This is a genomic window from Phytobacter sp. RSE-02 (assembly GCF_040578655.1).
Taxonomy (GTDB): Bacteria; Pseudomonadota; Gammaproteobacteria; order Enterobacterales; family Enterobacteriaceae; genus Phytobacter; species Phytobacter diazotrophicus.
In genome coordinates, this window is the sequence record NZ_JBEULY010000028.1 from 1 (window position 1) to 19,591 (window position 19,591).

The 19,591-nt window shown below is 51.4% G+C and carries 15 protein-coding genes and 1 pseudogene; 12 read left to right on the forward strand and 4 right to left on the reverse strand.

The features are described from left to right. The 12 genes and pseudogenes from tuf to ABU190_RS26310 form a co-directional block, all read left to right on the forward strand. Window positions 1–134 (forward strand): annotated as a pseudogene (gene tuf, locus ABU190_RS26255) (elongation factor Tu); the annotation flags it as partial. Between the two features lie 228 nt (window positions 135–362). After that, window positions 363–746: a preprotein translocase subunit SecE gene (gene secE / locus ABU190_RS26260; RefSeq protein ID WP_003033128.1), complete on the forward strand. Its 384-nt coding sequence runs from the start codon at window positions 363–365 to the stop codon at window positions 744–746. Window position 747: 1 nt separating this feature from the next. Further along, window positions 748–1,293: a transcription termination/antitermination protein NusG gene (nusG, locus tag ABU190_RS26265; protein WP_001287521.1), complete on the forward strand. Its 546-nt coding sequence runs from the start codon at window positions 748–750 to the stop codon at window positions 1,291–1,293. Between the two features lie 141 nt (window positions 1,294–1,434). Further along, window positions 1,435–1,863, forward strand: coding sequence for a 50S ribosomal protein L11 (gene rplK / locus ABU190_RS26270; protein ID WP_006688357.1), 429 nt, complete (start codon window positions 1,435–1,437; stop codon window positions 1,861–1,863). 3 nt (window positions 1,864–1,866) lie between these two features. After that, complete coding sequence (rplA, locus tag ABU190_RS26275; RefSeq protein WP_039076861.1) at window positions 1,867–2,571, forward strand: 50S ribosomal protein L1; 705 nt, start codon at window positions 1,867–1,869, stop codon at window positions 2,569–2,571. Window positions 2,572–2,985: 414 nt separating this feature from the next. Further along, entirely contained in the window at window positions 2,986–3,483 is a 498-nt protein-coding gene (rplJ, locus tag ABU190_RS26280) for a 50S ribosomal protein L10 (protein ID WP_007704673.1), read from the forward strand. Window positions 3,484–3,549: 66 nt separating this feature from the next. Next, window positions 3,550–3,915, forward strand: a complete 366-nt coding sequence (gene rplL / locus ABU190_RS26285) for a 50S ribosomal protein L7/L12 (protein ID WP_002884142.1) — start codon at window positions 3,550–3,552, stop codon at window positions 3,913–3,915. Between the two features lie 320 nt (window positions 3,916–4,235). Beyond that, window positions 4,236–8,264, forward strand: coding sequence for a DNA-directed RNA polymerase subunit beta (rpoB, locus tag ABU190_RS26290; protein ID WP_039076860.1), 4,029 nt, complete (start codon window positions 4,236–4,238; stop codon window positions 8,262–8,264). A 76-nt stretch (window positions 8,265–8,340) separates the two neighbouring features. Further along, the gene (rpoC, locus tag ABU190_RS26295; RefSeq protein WP_039076859.1) at window positions 8,341–12,564 is read left to right on the forward strand and encodes a DNA-directed RNA polymerase subunit beta'; all 4,224 of its coding nucleotides are present in this window, start codon (window positions 8,341–8,343) and stop codon (window positions 12,562–12,564) included. 519 nt (window positions 12,565–13,083) lie between these two features. After that, window positions 13,084–14,337 carry a PTS ascorbate transporter subunit IIC gene (locus ABU190_RS26300; RefSeq protein WP_354692826.1) on the forward strand — a complete coding sequence of 418 codons (1,254 nt, stop codon included), beginning with the start codon at window positions 13,084–13,086 and terminating at the stop codon, window positions 14,335–14,337. 56 nt (window positions 14,338–14,393) lie between these two features. After that, window positions 14,394–14,717 carry a cupin domain-containing protein gene (locus ABU190_RS26305; protein WP_039076858.1) on the forward strand — a complete coding sequence of 108 codons (324 nt, stop codon included), beginning with the start codon at window positions 14,394–14,396 and terminating at the stop codon, window positions 14,715–14,717. Between the two features lie 151 nt (window positions 14,718–14,868). Then, the gene (locus tag ABU190_RS26310; RefSeq protein ID WP_354692827.1) at window positions 14,869–15,933 is read left to right on the forward strand and encodes an alpha/beta fold hydrolase; all 1,065 of its coding nucleotides are present in this window, start codon (window positions 14,869–14,871) and stop codon (window positions 15,931–15,933) included. Here the strand turns inward: ABU190_RS26310 and ABU190_RS26315 are convergent. From ABU190_RS26315 to ABU190_RS26330, 4 genes are all read right to left on the reverse strand, one after another. Further along, complete coding sequence (locus tag ABU190_RS26315) at window positions 15,851–16,894, reverse strand: helix-turn-helix domain-containing protein (protein ID WP_354692828.1); 1,044 nt, start codon at window positions 16,892–16,894, stop codon at window positions 15,851–15,853. The genes ABU190_RS26310 and ABU190_RS26315 overlap by 83 nt on opposite strands. 148 nt (window positions 16,895–17,042) lie before the next feature. After that, complete coding sequence (locus tag ABU190_RS26320) at window positions 17,043–17,363, reverse strand: PTS lactose/cellobiose transporter subunit IIA (RefSeq protein WP_039076855.1); 321 nt, start codon at window positions 17,361–17,363, stop codon at window positions 17,043–17,045. 4 nt (window positions 17,364–17,367) lie between these two features. Further along, the gene (locus ABU190_RS26325) at window positions 17,368–17,673 is read right to left on the reverse strand and encodes a PTS sugar transporter subunit IIB (protein WP_039076854.1); all 306 of its coding nucleotides are present in this window, start codon (window positions 17,671–17,673) and stop codon (window positions 17,368–17,370) included. Window positions 17,674–17,792: 119 nt separating this feature from the next. After that, window positions 17,793–19,355, reverse strand: coding sequence for a diguanylate cyclase (locus tag ABU190_RS26330; RefSeq protein WP_354692829.1), 1,563 nt, complete (start codon window positions 19,353–19,355; stop codon window positions 17,793–17,795). Window positions 19,356–19,591 lie beyond the last annotated feature (236 nt).

The following is a 19,591-nucleotide window of genomic DNA, read 5'->3' on the forward strand; positions in this document are numbered from 1 at the left end:
TAATGCCGGGCGACAACATCAAAATGGTTGTTACCCTGATCCACCCGATCGCGATGGACGACGGTCTGCGTTTCGCAATCCGTGAAGGCGGCCGTACTGTAGGCGCGGGCGTTGTAGCAAAAGTTCTCGGCTAATCGCTGATAACATTTGACGCTAAGCGTAAGAAAAGGGCATCATTTGATGCCCTTTTTGCACGCTCTCGAATCAGAACCTGGCTCATCAGTGATTTTTTTTGTCATAATCATTGCTGAGACAGGCTCTGTAGATGGCGTTAAATCCGAAACGCGCCAGAGCATTTCGGTTTGGTTGCCTCGCCTATGCGGGGCAAAAATGTTTGTCTGATTCTTGTAACAGGTTGGTTTATGAGTGCGAATACCGAAGCTCAAGGGAGCGGGCGCGGCCTGGAAGCGATGAAGTGGGTTGTTGTTGCTGTTCTGTTGCTCGTAGCGATCGTTGGCAACTACCTTTATCGTGACATGATGCTGCCGCTGCGTGCGCTGGCCGTTGTGATTCTGATTGCTGCAGCAGGTGGTGTCGCGCTGTTGACGACGAAGGGTAAAGCGACCGTTGCGTTTGCCCGCGAAGCGAGAACTGAAGTCCGTAAGGTAATTTGGCCTACTCGCCAGGAAACATTGCACACCACATTGATCGTAGCTGCGGTAACTGCGGTTATGTCACTTATTCTGTGGGGACTGGATGGTATTCTGGTTCGCCTCGTTTCCTTTATCACTGGCCTGAGGTTCTGAGATGTCTGAAGCTCCTAAAAAGCGCTGGTACGTCGTTCAGGCGTTTTCCGGTTTTGAAGGCCGCGTAGCGACTTCGCTGCGTGAGCACATCAAATTACACAATATGGAAGAGTTGTTTGGCGAAGTTATGGTGCCGACCGAAGAAGTGGTCGAAATCCGTGGCGGCCAGCGTCGTAAAAGCGAGCGTAAATTCTTCCCGGGTTACGTACTGGTCCAGATGGTCATGAACGACGCAAGCTGGCACCTGGTGCGCAGCGTTCCGCGCGTAATGGGCTTCATCGGCGGTACTTCCGATCGTCCGGCGCCGATCAGCGATAAAGAAGTTGATGCGATTATGAACCGCCTGCAGCAGGTGGGTGATAAGCCGCGTCCTAAAACGCTGTTCGAACCAGGTGAAATGGTCCGCGTTAACGATGGTCCGTTTGCTGACTTCAATGGTGTGGTCGAAGAAGTTGACTACGAGAAGTCCCGCCTGAAAGTTTCTGTTTCCATTTTTGGTCGTGCGACCCCGGTGGAGCTGGACTTTAGCCAGGTAGAGAAAGCCTAAAAAAAGGCGATCAAATGTTGCACAAGGCGCGAAGTTGGCATACAATTTCGCGCCTTTTGATTTTATGGGTCCCGTACCCGTAAAACGAATTTAAACACGGGGAGCCCTTCCGGGCGCTATAACCCAAACGAGGAATTTAGAATGGCTAAGAAAGTCCAGGCCTACGTCAAGCTGCAGGTTGCAGCTGGCATGGCAAACCCGAGCCCACCGGTTGGTCCGGCTCTGGGTCAGCAGGGTGTTAACATCATGGAATTCTGTAAAGCGTTCAACGCGAAAACTGATTCCATGGAAAAAGGTCTGCCGATTCCGGTTGTTATTACCGTTTACGCTGACCGTTCTTTCACTTTCGTTACCAAAACGCCTCCGGCAGCAGTTCTGCTGAAGAAAGCGGCTGGTATCAAGTCTGGTTCCGGCAAGCCGAACAAAGACAAAGTGGGTAAAATTTCCCGCGCTCAGCTGCAGGAAATCGCGCAGACCAAAGCTGCCGACATGACTGGTGCCGACATTGAAGCGATGACTCGCTCCATTGAAGGTACTGCACGTTCCATGGGCCTGGTAGTGGAGGACTAAGAAATGGCTAAACTGACCAAGCGCATGCGCGTGATCCGTGACAAAGTTGATGCGACCAAACAGTACGACATCAACGAAGCTATCTCTCTGCTGAAAGAGCTGGCCACTGCTAAATTCGTAGAAAGCGTTGATGTTGCTGTTAACCTCGGCATCGACGCGCGTAAATCTGATCAGAACGTACGTGGTGCAACTGTACTGCCGCACGGTACTGGCCGTTCCGTTCGCGTAGCCGTATTTACTCAGGGCGCAAACGCTGAAGCTGCTAAAGCTGCAGGCGCTGAGCTAGTAGGTATGGAAGATCTGGCAGACCAGATCAAAAAAGGCGAAATGAACTTTGACGTTGTTATTGCTTCCCCGGATGCAATGCGCGTTGTCGGCCAGTTGGGCCAGGTTCTGGGTCCGCGTGGCCTGATGCCAAACCCGAAAGTGGGTACTGTAACGCCGAACGTTGCTGAAGCGGTTAAAAACGCGAAAGCAGGTCAGGTTCGTTACCGTAACGACAAAAACGGCATCATTCACACCACCATCGGTAAAGTGGATTTTGACGCTGACAAACTGAAAGAAAACCTGGAAGCTCTGCTGGTTGCGCTGAAAAAAGCAAAACCGACTCAGGCGAAAGGCGTGTACATCAAGAAAATCAGCATCTCCACCACCATGGGTGCCGGTGTTGCAGTTGATCAGGCTGGCCTGAGCGCTTCTGCAAACTAATGCCTTTACGTGGGCGGTGAATTTGTCTACAATTTTACCCCCACGATTCTGTTGAAAGATACAGACGCTATGCGAGTCATTTGAATTGCGGCAAGGCGGCAAGCGAGTGAATCGCCAAGAGCATAGTTAATTATGTGACTGGTGTGAGCGAGAGCAGGCAACGCAGCAGCAGTTCGAAGGACGAAGTCATAGACAAGATTTGTTCGTTGGAGCCTGGCCTATCCAGGCCTCCGTCGAAGACCGCAGGAGTTTCGTAAGAAACTTAATCCCCTGCGTAGACGGTGACAGAACGCTAAGATTATTTTTTATACTCTGGCTTGTTTCTGCTCACCGTATTAAGACGCTCTTCTCGTTGGGAAGAGTGAAGTGAGTTCCAGAACATTTTGTTCTGGCAAACATCCAGGAGCAAAGCTAATGGCTTTAAATCTTCAAGACAAACAAGCGATTGTTGCTGAAGTCAGCGAAGTAGCCAAAGGCGCGCTGTCTGCGGTTGTTGCGGATTCCCGTGGCGTTACCGTAGATAAAATGACCGAACTGCGTAAAGCAGGTCGCGAAGCCGGCGTATACATGCGTGTTGTTCGTAACACCCTGCTGCGCCGTGTTGTTGAAGGTACTCAGTTCGAGTGCCTGAAAGACGCGTTCGTTGGTCCGACCCTGATTGCATACTCTATGGAACACCCGGGCGCTGCTGCTCGTCTGTTCAAAGATTTCGCGAAAGCGAATGCAAAATTTGAGGTCAAAGCCGCTGCCTTTGAAGGTGAGTTAATCCCGGCATCCCAGATCGATCGCCTGGCAACTCTGCCGACCTACGAAGAAGCAATTGCACGCCTGATGGCAACCATGAAAGAAGCTTCGGCTGGCAAACTGGTTCGTACTCTGGCTGCTGTACGCGATGCGAAAGAAGCTGCTTAATCGCAGTTGTCTTTGTAACGCATTCGCTTACGTATAAACTTATTCTGATATTCAGGAACAATTTAAATGTCTATCACTAAAGATCAAATCATTGAAGCAGTATCCGCTATGTCCGTAATGGACGTTGTTGAGCTGATCTCTGCAATGGAAGAAAAATTCGGTGTTTCCGCTGCTGCTGCTGTAGCTGTAGCTGCTGGCCCGGTTGAAGCTGCTGAAGAAAAAACTGAATTCGACGTAATTCTGAAAGCTGCTGGCGCTAACAAAGTTGCTGTTATCAAAGCAGTACGTGGCGCAACTGGCCTGGGTCTGAAAGAAGCTAAAGACCTGGTTGAATCTGCACCTGCTGCCCTGAAAGAAGGCATCAGCAAAGACGACGCCGAAGCACTGAAAAAATCTCTGGAAGAAGCTGGCGCTGAAGTTGAAGTTAAATAAGCCAACTTTTCTGGTTGAAGCCTGAGAAATCAGGCCGATGGCTGGTGACTTTTTAGTCACCAGCCATTTTGCGCTGTAAGGCGCCAGCAGCATTTCACACTGTTTGACTGCTGGTAGTCCTGACAATGTTTGTTTCTATCGACGACTTAATATACTGCGACAGGCGCCTCGCTCTGTGTAAATCGCAATGAAATGATTTAAGCGTGATAGCAACAGATATTGCGGAAAGTATTCGATTTTCCGGTCAACAAAATGGTGTTGCATAAACTGTCCCTCCGATGGACAGAGTGGGTCGACTTGTCAGCGAGCTGAGGAACCCTATGGTTTACTCCTATACCGAGAAAAAACGTATTCGTAAGGATTTTGGTAAACGTCCACAAGTTCTGGACATTCCATATCTCCTTTCTATCCAGCTTGACTCGTTCCAGAAGTTTATCGAGCAAGATCCTGAAGGGCAGTACGGCCTGGAAGCGGCTTTCCGCTCCGTGTTCCCAATTGCCAGCTATAGCGGCAATTCTGAACTGCAGTACGTCAGCTACCGTCTTGGCGAACCTGTATTTGACGTTAAAGAATGTCAAATTCGTGGCGTAACCTATTCCGCACCGCTGCGCGTAAAACTGCGTCTGGTGATCTACGAGCGCGAAGCGCCGGAAGGCACCGTTAAAGACATTAAAGAACAAGAAGTGTACATGGGCGAAATTCCGCTCATGACCGACAATGGTACTTTTGTCATCAACGGTACTGAGCGCGTTATCGTTTCTCAGTTGCACCGTAGTCCTGGCGTTTTCTTCGACAGCGACAAAGGCAAAACCCACTCTTCTGGTAAGGTGCTTTATAACGCGCGCATCATCCCTTACCGTGGTTCCTGGCTGGACTTCGAGTTCGATCCGAAAGACAACCTGTTTGTTCGTATTGACCGTCGTCGTAAATTGCCTGCGACCATTATTCTGCGCGCACTGGATTACACCACTGAGCAGATTCTTGATCTGTTCTTTGAAAAAGTTGTCTTCGAAATTCGCGACAACAAGCTGCAGATGGAACTGGTGCCGGAACGCCTGCGTGGCGAGACCGCATCTTTTGACATCGAAGCTAACGGTAAAGTCTATGTAGAAAAAGGCCGCCGCATCACTGCGCGCCATATTCGTCAGCTGGAAAAAGACGAGATTCAGCACATCGAAGTACCGGTTGAGTACATCGCTGGTAAAGTCGCGTCCAAAGATTACGTGGATGAGTCTACCGGTGAGTTGATCTGCCCGGCGAACATGGAGCTGAGCCTGGATCTGCTGGCTAAACTGAGCCAGTCTGGTCACAAGCGTATCGAAACGCTGTTCACCAACGATCTGGACCACGGTCCGTACATCTCTGAGACTGTACGCGTCGACCCAACCAACGATCGTCTGAGCGCGCTGGTAGAAATCTACCGCATGATGCGCCCTGGTGAGCCGCCGACTCGTGAAGCTGCTGAAAGCCTGTTCGAGAACCTGTTCTTCTCCGAAGACCGCTACGATCTGTCCGCGGTTGGTCGTATGAAGTTCAACCGTTCTCTGCTGCGCGACGAGATCGAAGGTTCCGGTATCCTGAGCAAAGAAGACATCATCGAAGTGATGAAGAAGCTCATCGATATCCGTAACGGTAAAGGCGAAGTCGATGATATCGACCACCTCGGCAACCGTCGTATCCGTTCCGTTGGCGAAATGGCGGAAAACCAGTTCCGCGTTGGCCTGGTCCGCGTTGAGCGTGCGGTGAAAGAGCGTCTGTCTCTGGGCGATCTGGATACCCTGATGCCTCAGGACATGATCAACGCCAAGCCGATTTCTGCAGCAGTGAAAGAGTTCTTCGGTTCCAGTCAGCTGTCTCAGTTTATGGACCAGAACAACCCGCTGTCTGAGATCACGCACAAACGTCGTATCTCCGCACTCGGCCCAGGCGGTCTGACCCGTGAACGCGCAGGCTTTGAAGTTCGAGACGTACACCCGACTCACTACGGTCGCGTATGCCCTATCGAAACGCCTGAAGGTCCGAACATCGGTCTGATCAACTCCCTGTCCGTGTACGCACAGACTAACGAATATGGCTTCCTTGAGACGCCGTATCGTAAAGTGACTGACGGTGTTGTAACCGACGAAATTCACTACCTGTCTGCTATTGAAGAAGGTAACTACGTTATCGCTCAGGCGAACTCCAACCTGGATGACGAAGGCCACTTTGTAGAAGATCTGGTTACCTGCCGTAGCAAAGGCGAATCCAGCTTGTTCAGCCGCGACCAGGTTGACTACATGGACGTATCCACCCAGCAGGTGGTTTCCGTCGGTGCGTCCCTGATCCCGTTCCTGGAACACGATGACGCCAACCGTGCATTGATGGGTGCGAACATGCAACGTCAGGCGGTTCCGACTCTGCGCGCTGATAAGCCGCTGGTTGGTACCGGTATGGAACGTGCTGTTGCCGTTGACTCCGGTGTTACTGCGGTTGCTAAACGTGGTGGTATGGTTCAGTACGTGGATGCGTCCCGTATCGTTATCAAAGTTAACGAAGACGAGATGTACCCTGGCGAAGCCGGTATCGACATCTACAACCTGACCAAGTACACCCGTTCTAACCAGAACACCTGTATCAACCAGATGCCGTGTGTCTCTCTGGGTGAGCCAATCGAGCGCGGCGACGTGCTGGCAGATGGCCCGTCCACTGACCTTGGTGAACTGGCGCTCGGTCAGAACATGCGCGTCGCGTTCATGCCGTGGAACGGTTACAACTTCGAAGACTCCATCCTCGTATCTGAGCGTGTTGTCCAGGAAGACCGTTTCACCACCATCCACATTCAGGAACTGGCGTGTGTGTCCCGTGACACCAAGCTGGGGCCGGAAGAGATCACCGCTGACATCCCGAACGTGGGTGAAGCTGCGCTCTCCAAACTGGATGAATCCGGTATCGTTTACATCGGTGCGGAAGTGACCGGCGGTGACATTCTGGTTGGTAAGGTAACGCCGAAAGGTGAAACCCAGCTGACCCCAGAAGAGAAACTGCTGCGTGCGATCTTCGGTGAGAAAGCGTCTGACGTTAAAGACTCTTCTCTGCGCGTACCAAATGGTGTCTCTGGTACCGTTATCGACGTTCAGGTCTTTACCCGCGATGGCGTAGAAAAAGACAAACGTGCGCTGGAAATCGAAGAGATGCAGCTCAAACAGGCCAAGAAAGACCTGTCTGAAGAACTGCAGATCCTCGAAGCCGGTCTGTTCAGTCGTATCTACGCGGTGCTGGTTTCCGGTGGCATCGAAGCTGAGAAGCTCGACAAACTGCCGCGTGACCGCTGGCTGGAACTCGGCCTGACCGACGAAGAGAAACAAAATCAGCTGGAACAACTGGCTGAGCAGTATGACGAACTGAAACACGAGTTCGAGAAAAAACTCGAAGCGAAACGCCGCAAAATCACCCAGGGCGATGATCTGGCACCGGGCGTGCTGAAGATTGTTAAGGTTTATCTGGCCGTGAAACGTCAGATCCAACCGGGTGACAAAATGGCAGGTCGTCACGGTAACAAGGGTGTTATCTCGAAGATCAACCCGATCGAAGATATGCCGCACGATGCTAACGGTACGCCGGTAGATATCGTACTGAACCCGCTGGGCGTACCGTCTCGTATGAACATCGGTCAGATTCTGGAAACCCACCTGGGTATGGCTGCGAAAGGTATCGGCGATAAGATCAATGCCATGCTGAAACAGCAGCAAGAAGTCGCGAAACTTCGCGAATTCATCCAGAAAGCGTATGACCTCGGTGCCGATGTTCGTCAGAAAGTTGACCTGAACACCTTCAGCGATGAAGAAGTACTGCGTCTGGCTGAGAACCTGAAAAAAGGTATGCCAATCGCAACGCCGGTATTCGACGGTGCCAAAGAAGCTGAGATTAAAGAGCTGCTGCAACTGGGTGACCTGCCGACTTCCGGTCAGATCACACTGTATGACGGCCGCACCGGTGAACAGTTCGAGCGTCCGGTAACCGTAGGTTACATGTACATGCTGAAACTGAACCACCTGGTCGACGACAAAATGCACGCTCGTTCTACCGGTTCTTACAGCCTGGTTACTCAGCAGCCGCTGGGTGGTAAGGCGCAGTTCGGTGGTCAGCGCTTCGGGGAGATGGAAGTGTGGGCGCTGGAAGCTTACGGCGCCGCCTACACCCTGCAGGAAATGCTCACCGTTAAGTCTGATGACGTGAACGGTCGTACCAAGATGTATAAAAACATCGTGGACGGCAACCATCAGATGGAACCGGGCATGCCGGAATCCTTCAACGTACTGTTGAAAGAGATTCGTTCGCTGGGTATCAACATCGAACTGGAAGACGAGTAATTCTCGCTCAAACAGGTCACTGCTGTCGGGGTAAAACCCGACAGCAGAGTGTGCTAACTCCGACGGGAGCAAATCCGTGAAAGACTTATTAAAGTTTCTGAAAGCGCAAACTAAAACCGAAGAGTTTGATGCGATCAAAATTGCTCTGGCTTCGCCAGACATGATCCGTTCATGGTCTTTCGGTGAAGTTAAAAAGCCGGAAACCATTAACTACCGTACGTTCAAACCTGAGCGTGACGGCCTTTTCTGCGCCCGTATTTTCGGACCAGTAAAAGACTACGAGTGCCTGTGCGGTAAGTACAAGCGCCTGAAACACCGCGGTGTGATCTGTGAGAAGTGCGGCGTTGAAGTGACCCAGACTAAAGTGCGCCGTGAGCGTATGGGCCACATCGAGCTGGCGTCTCCGACTGCTCACATCTGGTTCCTGAAATCTCTGCCGTCCCGTATCGGTTTGCTGCTGGATATGCCGCTGCGTGATATCGAACGTGTTCTGTACTTCGAATCCTATGTGGTTATCGAAGGCGGTATGACGAACCTGGAACGTAACCAGATTCTGACCGAAGAACAGTATCTGGACGCGCTGGAAGAGTTCGGTGACGAATTCGACGCGAAGATGGGTGCGGAAGCTATCCAGGCCCTGCTCAAGAGCATGGATCTGGAGCAAGAGTGCGAGCAGCTTCGTGAAGAGCTGAACGAAACTAACTCCGAAACCAAGCGTAAGAAGCTGACCAAGCGTATCAAACTGCTGGAAGCGTTCGTACAATCTGGCAACAAGCCGGAGTGGATGATCCTGACTGTTCTGCCGGTTCTGCCGCCAGATCTGCGTCCGCTGGTTCCGCTGGATGGTGGTCGTTTCGCAACGTCCGATCTGAACGATCTGTATCGTCGCGTTATTAACCGTAACAACCGTCTGAAACGTCTGCTGGATCTGGCTGCGCCGGACATCATCGTACGCAACGAAAAACGTATGCTGCAGGAAGCGGTTGACGCCCTGCTGGATAACGGTCGTCGCGGTCGTGCGATCACCGGTTCTAACAAACGTCCTCTGAAATCTTTGGCCGACATGATCAAAGGTAAACAGGGTCGTTTCCGTCAGAACCTGCTCGGTAAGCGTGTTGACTACTCCGGTCGTTCTGTAATCACCGTAGGTCCATACCTGCGTCTGCATCAGTGCGGTCTGCCGAAGAAAATGGCGCTGGAGCTGTTCAAACCGTTCATTTACGGCAAGCTGGAACTGCGTGGCCTCGCCACCACCATCAAAGCCGCGAAGAAAATGGTTGAGCGCGAAGAAGCTGTCGTCTGGGATATCCTGGACGAAGTGATCCGCGAACACCCGGTACTGTTGAACCGTGCACCAACACTGCACCGTCTGGGTATCCAGGCCTTTGAACCGGTACTGATCGAAGGTAAAGCTATCCAGTTGCACCCGCTGGTTTGTGCGGCATACAACGCCGACTTCGATGGTGACCAGATGGCTGTTCACGTACCGCTGACGCTGGAAGCCCAGCTTGAAGCGCGTGCGCTGATGATGTCTACCAACAACATCCTGTCCCCGGCGAACGGCGAACCTATCATCGTTCCGTCTCAGGACGTTGTACTGGGTCTGTACTACATGACCCGTGACTGTGTTAACGCCAAAGGCGAAGGCATGGTGCTGACTGGCCCGAAAGAAGCTGAGCGTATTTATCGCGCTGGCCTGGCCTCTCTGCATGCGCGCGTTAAAGTGCGTATCACTGAGTATGAAAAAAATGCACAGGGCGAATTTACGTCTAAAACCAGCCTGATCGATACGACCGTTGGTCGTGCGATCCTGTGGATGATCGTGCCGAAAGGTCTGCCGTTCTCTATCGTGAACCAGCCTCTGGGTAAAAAAGCGATCTCCAAAATGCTGAACACCTGTTACCGCATTTTGGGTCTGAAACCGACCGTTATCTTTGCTGACCAGACGATGTACACCGGCTTTGCTTATGCAGCGCGTTCAGGTGCATCTGTTGGTATCGATGACATGGTTATCCCGGAGAAGAAACACGAGATCATCTCCGAGGCGGAAGCCGAAGTGGCTGAGATCCAGGAGCAGTTCCAGTCTGGTCTGGTTACCGCAGGCGAACGCTATAACAAAGTTATCGATATCTGGGCTGCGGCGAACGATCGTGTATCCAAGGCGATGATGGACAACCTGCAGACCGAAACGGTTATCAACCGTGAAGGTAAAGAAGAGCAGCAGGTTTCCTTCAACAGCATCTACATGATGGCCGACTCCGGTGCGCGTGGTTCTGCGGCACAGATTCGTCAGCTTGCTGGTATGCGTGGTCTGATGGCGAAGCCGGATGGCTCCATCATCGAAACGCCAATCACCGCGAACTTCCGTGAAGGTCTGAACGTACTCCAGTACTTCATCTCCACGCACGGTGCGCGTAAAGGTCTGGCGGATACCGCACTGAAAACAGCGAACTCCGGTTATCTGACGCGTCGTCTGGTTGACGTTGCGCAGGATCTGGTTGTGACCGAAGACGATTGTGGCACCCTCGAAGGTATCACCATGACCCCGGTTATCGAGGGTGGTGATGTTAAAGAGCCACTGCGCGATCGCGTACTGGGTCGTGTAACGGCAGAAGATATTCTGAAACCGGGTACAGCAGATATTCTGGTTCCACGCAACACGCTGCTGCACGAGCACTGGTGTGACCTGCTGGAAGCGAACTCTGTTGACTCCGTCAAAGTGCGTTCCGTTGTATCCTGTGACACCGACTTTGGTGTATGTGCGCACTGCTATGGTCGTGACCTGGCGCGTGGCCACATCATCAACAAAGGTGAGGCCATCGGCGTTATCGCGGCGCAGTCCATCGGTGAGCCGGGTACACAGCTGACGATGCGTACGTTCCACATCGGTGGTGCGGCATCTCGTGCGGCTGCTGAATCCAGCATCCAGGTGAAAAACAAAGGTAGCATCAAGCTCAGCAATGCGAAGTCTGTTGTTAACTCATCAGGCAAGCTGGTTGTGACCTCTCGTAACACCGAGCTGAAACTGATCGACGAATTCGGTCGTACCAAAGAGAGCTATAAAGTGCCTTACGGTGCTGTTATGGCGAAAGGTGATGGTGAGCAGGTTGCTGGCGGTGAAACCGTCGCAAACTGGGATCCGCACACTATGCCAGTAATCACCGAAGTAAGTGGTTTCATCCGCTTTACTGACATGATCGACGGCCAGACCATTACTCGTCAGACTGACGAGCTGACCGGTCTGTCTTCTCTGGTGGTTCTGGATTCTGCTGAACGTACTACCGGTGGTAAAGATCTGCGTCCGGCACTGAAAATCGTTGATGGTCAGGGTAACGACGTTCTGATCCCTGGCACCGATATGCCTGCGCAGTACTTCCTGCCAGGTAAAGCGATTGTTCAGCTGGAAGATGGCGTACAGATCAGTTCTGGTGACACCCTGGCGCGTATTCCGCAGGAATCCGGCGGTACCAAGGACATCACCGGTGGTCTGCCGCGCGTTGCGGACCTGTTCGAAGCACGTCGTCCGAAAGAGCCGGCAATCCTGGCTGAAATCAGCGGTATCATTTCCTTCGGTAAAGAAACCAAAGGGAAACGTCGTCTGGTTATCACCCCGGTAGACGGTAGCGATCCGTACGAAGAGATGATTCCGAAATGGCGTCAGCTCAACGTGTTTGAAGGTGAACGTGTAGAACGTGGTGACGTGGTTTCCGACGGTCCGGAAGCGCCGCACGACATTCTGCGTCTTCGTGGTGTTCACGCGGTTACGCGTTACATCACCAACGAAGTACAGGACGTTTACCGTCTGCAAGGCGTTAAGATTAACGATAAACACATCGAAGTTATCGTTCGTCAGATGCTGCGTAAAGCGACCATCGAAAATGCAGGTAGCTCCGACTTCCTGGAAGGCGAGCAGGTTGAATACTCCCGCGTCAAGATTGCGAACCGCGATCTGGAAGCGAACGGCAAAATCGGTGCGACCTTCTCGCGCGATCTGCTGGGTATCACCAAAGCGTCTCTGGCAACCGAGTCCTTCATCTCTGCGGCATCGTTCCAGGAAACGACACGTGTCCTGACCGAAGCAGCCGTTGCGGGCAAACGCGACGAACTGCGTGGCCTGAAAGAGAACGTTATCGTGGGTCGTCTGATCCCGGCAGGTACCGGTTACGCGTACCACCAGGATCGTATGCGCCGTCGCGCAGCGGGTGAACTCCCGGCTGCACCGCAGGTAACTGCTGAAGATGCATCTGCCAGCCTGGCAGAACTGCTGAACGCAGGTCTGGGCGGTTCTGACAACGAGTAATCGTTGCTGACACGTTAATATTAGTTAAGCTGCACCCCAAAGGTTGGATCCCAACTGACTAAGGTGCAGTTTTTTTTGCCTTTTTTGTGCCCGCTTTTTATTGCCCCTCTCTGAATCACTCCTCTGGCGTTCTGCCAACACCAATAAGTAAAATCCTGGATTAATTAAAATGAAATGGTGTTTTAGTTGTGTGCGTCACAATTTCTTTTTCCCTGTTTGTTAAAATATGCACCGTTAGCAGATGTTTTATCCAGGCCATTTTCATGGCAAGAAATAAGGGGCTCTATTTTCATATCCTGATAGTAAGTCTTAAGCTCAAATTTATAACGACTGGTTAATTTTAATCAGCGCGTCTCTATATCATTGAATAGTGCAATCTTTCTATGGATTGCCAAATTATAAAAATAATTCTGGGATTTATTTCTCAGGAACCGGCTCGTTTCAATATTACTGAAATACTAAATAAAAGATCAAATCATTATCAGTTAATAATCAATACTTACGGTGAAAGGGTTTATTATGGATTACGTAATTAAAATATTGGGTACCCCTGCAATAATAATTGCTTTTATTGCTTTTCTGGGCCTGGCGCTACAAAAAAGTAGCATTACGAATATTATCAAAGGCACGCTCCTTGCTTTTATCGGCTTTGTATTAATTAAAACCGGTGGGAGCATCCTTGGTGGTGTTCTGACCATGTTCAGTGACCTGTTCACTAATGCGTTTGGCTTGCGGGGCGTTGTCCCAAGCAATGAAGCTATCATGGCGTTGACTATTGACAAGCTTGGTCGGCCTGCCGCATTTATTCTGTTTTTCGCGATGATTATTAACGTCCTGCTGGCACGCTATACCCGTTTTAAAGCGATATATCTGTCACTGCACCTGATTGTCTTTATGTCGTTTTCCGTGACAGCCGCCCTCGTTGGCCTTGGCTACGGTGAGCAATTTGCTATTATTTTTGGCTCTGTGGTTATTGGTACCTACATGGCCGTTTTTCCGACTATATTGTCACGTTTTAGCCGAAAAATTATCGGCCACAATGAGTATTGTATAGCCCATGCTGCATCCAGTTCCTATATTATTGGCTCTTACTTAGGTAAATGGTTTGGCAATACCGCGACGAACGTTGAAGAAGTTAAAGTTAGCGATAAATTTAGTTTCCTCAAGAATGCTGATGTTGCCACTTTTCTGACCATGTTCTGTTTGCTGGGCATTTCTTCTATATTCGCTGAACATGCTTTTCTCGATAAAATGTTAGCGGGCAAACCTTATCTGGTTTGGTTATTAGAAAAATCAGCGACGTTTGCGGGCGGTTTGTACATTGCCAAGAAAGGCGTGGTCATGTTCACTGAGGAAATCGTACCTGCTTTTAAAGGCTTTTCTCAAATTGTTGCGCCCGGCTCCATTCCGGCAGTGGATCCGATGGTGCTGTTTGATAAATCTCCGAATGCGGTTCTCATCGGTTTTCTGGTGAGCTTTATGGCGGAACTGTGTTGCGTTGCGCTGTTCCCGTTCCTTGGCCTGCCGGTGATTATTCCTGGCATCATGGCGAGTTTTATTACTGGTGGCAGTGCTGCTATTTTTGGTAATGCGACCGGTGGCTTGCGAGGCGCATTGATCGCAAGTTTCGTAAACGGTCTGCTGCTGTGTGTTCTTCCAGCGTTGGTACTACCGTTGTTCAGCCATCTGGGTGTTGACAGTGTGACCTTTGCTGACCCTGATTTCACATTCCTGTCAGCCATCATTAAATACACGTTTGGTTTGGCGCATTAATCGTGCTGCAGGCCTGAATACCAGGCCTGCAAATTCTGTTTTAGCGAGGTGTAAAAATGTTTATTTATAAAAAAGAGACGGTGCTGGAAGATCTGGGTAATGGCGTCAATCGCAGAATCCTGGCCCATGGCGGCACGATGATGGCGGTGGAGGTTAATTTTACCGAGGGGGCCGTAGGGCCGATGCATAGCCATCCGCACGAACAGCTCACTTATGTTTTGTCAGGACGCTTTAGCTTTACGATTGATGGCGTAACGAAAGAGGTCAGTGCCGGCGATACCCTCTACAAAAAGCCAAATGTTGTGCACGGTTGTGTTTGCCTGGAAGCAGGAACGCTGTTGGATACATTCACGCCGCAACGTGAAGACTTTTTGTCTTAAGCGCTTCTGGTCAGAATAAAAGCAAAGACCCGCTTCGGTGGGTTTTTTTATGTACAAAAACCATCAAAAAAGACCTCGATCGTGTTTCAGGACGCGAGCACAGGCTGCGGATGCTAGAAAAGCCGGGTGTTAACTCATCAGGAAAATCATTATGTATCGTCGCCTTACTTTGCTACTGCTTACTCTTCTTATCAGCTATTCCGCGTATGCGAATGTCGGATTCAGACAACTGCAAATAAATGAAAACAGCAACCGTCCTCTCGATATCGCCCTGTGGTACCCAACGACAGACACCGGGAAAATCGAACGCATAGGAGAGAATGCCGTGTTTCACGGTATTCCTGCACTTCGCAATGCGAAACCAACAGCACGGCGGCACCCCCTTTTGTTGCTTTCGCACGGTTACGGTGGCAACTGGCGCAATTTAAACTGGCTGGCTCAGGGAATGGCCTCTCAGGGTTATATTGTGGCGGCAGTTGACCATCCTGGCACCACCACTCGCAATAAAGAAGAAGTGGCAGCGCAGCAGTTGTGGGAACGTCCACGGGATTTGATTGCTATGCTGGATTATCTGTCTGATACACCCGCCATTGCCGGTGCTGTCGACCCCGAACGCATTGCGGCGGTAGGTCACTCTCTGGGAGGCTGGACAGTCATGGAGCTGGCGGGCGCGCAGTTTTCTGCGCCTCGCTTTTTGAAAGATTGTGAAACTCATCCGGCGCTGGGAGCCTGTAAACTCAAACACGTTCTGGGTATTGATAAGCCTGAATCACTGGCACCGTTGGCGGCAAGCCAACGTGACGTACGCATCAAAGCCGTTATTTCTCTGGATTTGGGACTGGCAAGGGGCTTTACCCCCGATAGCCTTGCACAGGTTTCCGTGCCAGTGCTGGTTATGGGGGCGCAGGCCGACAGCGATGATGTTCCTGCACGTCTGGAATCAGGCTACCTCTTTACTGCACTTGCGCAGGGGGATCGCCATCTGGTCAGCGTGACGGGAGCGACGCACTTTAGTTTTATGCAAGAATGTAAGCCAGGCGCCGTGGCAATGATTGAAGCCGCAGAACCCGGTGAGGGTATTGTTTGCCGGGATGGCGGACAGCTAAGCCGGCAGGCTATCCACCAGCAATTGTTTACGCAGATGAGTCAGTTTTTAAATCAGTCCCTGAACGACTCGCCTCAGCACGGCGAAAATCGCCAGGACTCATCCCGCTGACGCGCATAAATTCACGGTTAAAATTGGATTTGGTGGAGAAACCTGCCTCCAGCATGATCTGCGTGACAGGAGCATCTGACTGCACTAACAAGCGCTGTGCATACTGAATGCGAAAGCCATTAATCCACTGGGAGACATTGCAGCCCCGAGTGCGGTTGATGGCCCGGGATATTTGTCGTGCAGGTGTCCCGGTTTTTCGTGCCAGTCCCTGTAATGAAAGATCCGGGTCAAGGAAAAGCTCGCGTGCCGTAAGCGCGTTTTCCAGATGCAGGCAGAGATCATTGTCTTCTGGATCCACCACCTCTGGCCCGGTAACCTCCGCTGTCACGTAGAGGGGAGTTGGCGTGACTTTTCGTCCGGTGAACAAAATCGCCAGACAAATAAATGGCAACAAGATACCTTGTGAAATAGCAACCAACAGAGGCGCATGCTGCCCATGGTACTGGTTAAAATCATAGGCTATCGCTGCATCCGTCAGGCTCGAAAAACACAGGAAACATCCGGCGGCAAACGCCATCACCGAGGTTGTTGGCGAATCGCTAAGCCGCGTTAAGACAAAGGCATCGGCGCCCAACAGAGCAGTTCTGAGCAGCGAAATGCCGTACCCCAGATAAAGCAGTACCAGTACGGCATCCGTTGCCTCAGGCCAGGTAAGATTCGCCAGCAGGGCGAGGGTAGGCGGTATGATGGATGTTGAAATATGCCAGACGCGCTTTTGCCCTGTGAGGTCGGTAAAGCAGCGCCACACCAACGGCGGAAAAAGTATCGCCAGCAATGACTGAGCCTGGCGAAACACCATGGCGTCAAACGCCCAACGCAGGGCCGACATAATAACCAGTAGTGTGCAACCTACGATGAAGTACATTACCCCTCGCGATTTCTCACCCGGCTGCAGGCAAACTTTGGCCAGTAAGATAAGCAGGAGAAAAAGAGTAAAGATGGGAAAAGGGAGCGAAGGCATCCTGGATCCTGATGTCGTTCAGCAGAAGAATGCTCATGTTGTGCCATAAATGGCAGAAAAAAACACGCCACCAGATAGCGCGTTGACAGGGGCTAAACAGCAAAATGCCCGACTCATCGGGCATCATGCATAACTGAGCAAGAGTTAATTATTGATTAACGGGCGGCAGGCGGCGGTATAGTTCAATCATGTCTCCCGCCAAATCCTGGATGACCATCGCATTCATCAAGTGATCCTGAGAATGCACGGTAATCAGGTTAACCGGTAGTTTTCCGGCGCCTTCATCAAGGCCAATAAGTTGTGTCTGGATTTTATGTGCGTGTTTGACGAATTCGCGGGACTCTTCCATCGCCTGTTCCGCACCGGCAAAATCGCCTTTACGCGCCAGTTGCAATGCCGTCAGCGCCTGGCTGCGCGCTGCACCTGCATTCACCAGCAGCTCCATAATGATGGTTTCTAAATCTTCCACGCGCTTACTCCATCAGCTTGAGGGCTTTTTCCAGAACGACATCGCCTTTCATCATGCCGTAATCCATCATGTCGATAACCGCGACTTTTTTGCCCAGCGGTTCGGCCTGCGCCTGCAACTTGGCCTGCTCATACTTCACCTGTGGCCCGAGCAGGACAATATCTGCGGTAGCGATATTGTCTTTAAACTCAGCGACGGGAACGGCCTTAATGGAAACTTCTACCCCTTTTTTCTGCGCTGCGTCTTTCATGCGTTGAACCAGCATGCTGGTGGACATCCCCGCAGCACAGCATAAAACGATGTTTTTCATAGTCAGCCTCGATGTGGATGGGATAACTGATAATTATCCCGTGCTGGTCCCTTCAACAACCGCCTTTCCATGAATGTGTGTATAGCATCACAAACATTCACTGCGCTGTCTGAAACCGGTTACAAGGAGGTTGACGAATCGGCGGGAAGCGACTTATTACGCAATACGATTTGGTTTTTGCCTTGCTGTTTCGCCTGGTAGAGCGCCTCATCAACGCTATTCACCAGTTGCTCCAGCGGCTCCATTTGCCACTCACCCAATCCGGCGCTGAATGTCACGGTCATTCCCTCTTCACGCCACTCACGGCTTGCCACGTTAATACGCCACTGCTCCAGTATCTGACGCGCGTTGGCGATGTGCTCTTCGGGGAAAATAACCGCAAACTCTTCGCCGCCGTAACGGTAGAGCGAGATATGTTGTGACTGCAGCACTTGCAACCCTTCCCGGGCAACATTACGCAGCACAATGTCGCCGCTCAGGTGTCCCCAGGTATCGTTTATCGATTTGAAGTTATCAATATCGACCATCGCCAGCGCGAAGGGTTGGTGATCGTTCATCAGGGCGGCGATGTCGCTATCGAATGCCCGGCGATTCTTGCAGTTTGTCAGGGCATCCATCGTGGCCTGCCTGACCCAGACCTGCTCCCGTTCTTTGCTACTGACTATCGCTTTGCTTAGCATCGCCTCCAGCTTCGGTGTCTGCTGCACATCCCCGGTTTTAATCGCATTAATGATATTGAGCAGGACTGTGCGGGAAGCGTAGCGCAGATACAGACCGAACAGGATAATAGTCATGGCCGCAACGCCAAACCCCCAACCGACCACCAGCGTTTCATCGCGCAGGAGATTTTCCAGCGTATCGCCCGGTACGATATAGATGGCAAACCAGTCCGGATTGGTTAGCGAGCTGTAATAAAGCCAGGTGTTACGTCGTTCGTCATGAAACATGCCCTCGCCGCTGTTCATCTCTTTCATTCGCGACTGCTGGGAAAACGCCTCAAAAAGGACGCCCGTATCCGGGTGCAGCATGACATGACCGCTACGGTCCACCACAAAAAACTCCCCTTGCATGGGGGATTGCATGGTTCGTAATCCATGGCTGATAGAGGCCAGATCCAGGTGAAAAGCCAGCGTGCCTTTGAGATTGCCCTCCGGGGAGACGACGGGCTTATATACCGTCACTGTCGGATGATGGGTAAAGTAATCTTCGTAAATATCCGTGTATTTGCTGTACGACGTCGCCTCGGCCTGACGAACGAACCAGGGGCGGGTTTTGGCGTCATAACGCTGACCCTCTTCGCTATCAAACACCACCGGGGCGCGCAGGTAACGGCCCTGTGGATCGGCCAGTGAAATAGAGGAGACAGAGGGCATTAGCCGCAGTAACTGCATCAGGGATTGTAATCCCTCAGGCGAGGTGAAATTTACCGCGCTATCGAGGCGGTTATAACGGGAAAAGTAGGCTGCGGCCTGGTTGAGAATATAGTCATTCTCCTGAAAAACGGCTTCGGCATAGTTGACCGCAATGTTATGCGTAAATGTCTGATTAACCTTGTGATAGTTATCAGTAATGTCTTTCCTTTGGCTTAAAATGACCAGCGTGGCAATGACGGACAGGCAAAGAAAGATGCCGGTAAAACTCACCAGAATGGGGGTAGTGAACGAAAGTTTTCGGCTATACATGTTCGTTATCTTCGAGAGCGTTAGACAGTGACCTGGAAAGTATAGGCAAGCGTGGCGCGGTAAATAAAAAAGACGTTCAGTGCTGTTAATCTATTCAATCGGTTAATGTTACACCATGAGGTATAAATGAAGTGAAGTTTGCGCCGGGAAACGCGGGGGTGACTGATTTATATCAAGCGACGGGAAAGCGAGGTTAACCAAAGAGAGCCGGGGCGTAATCGACAACGCCCCGATGA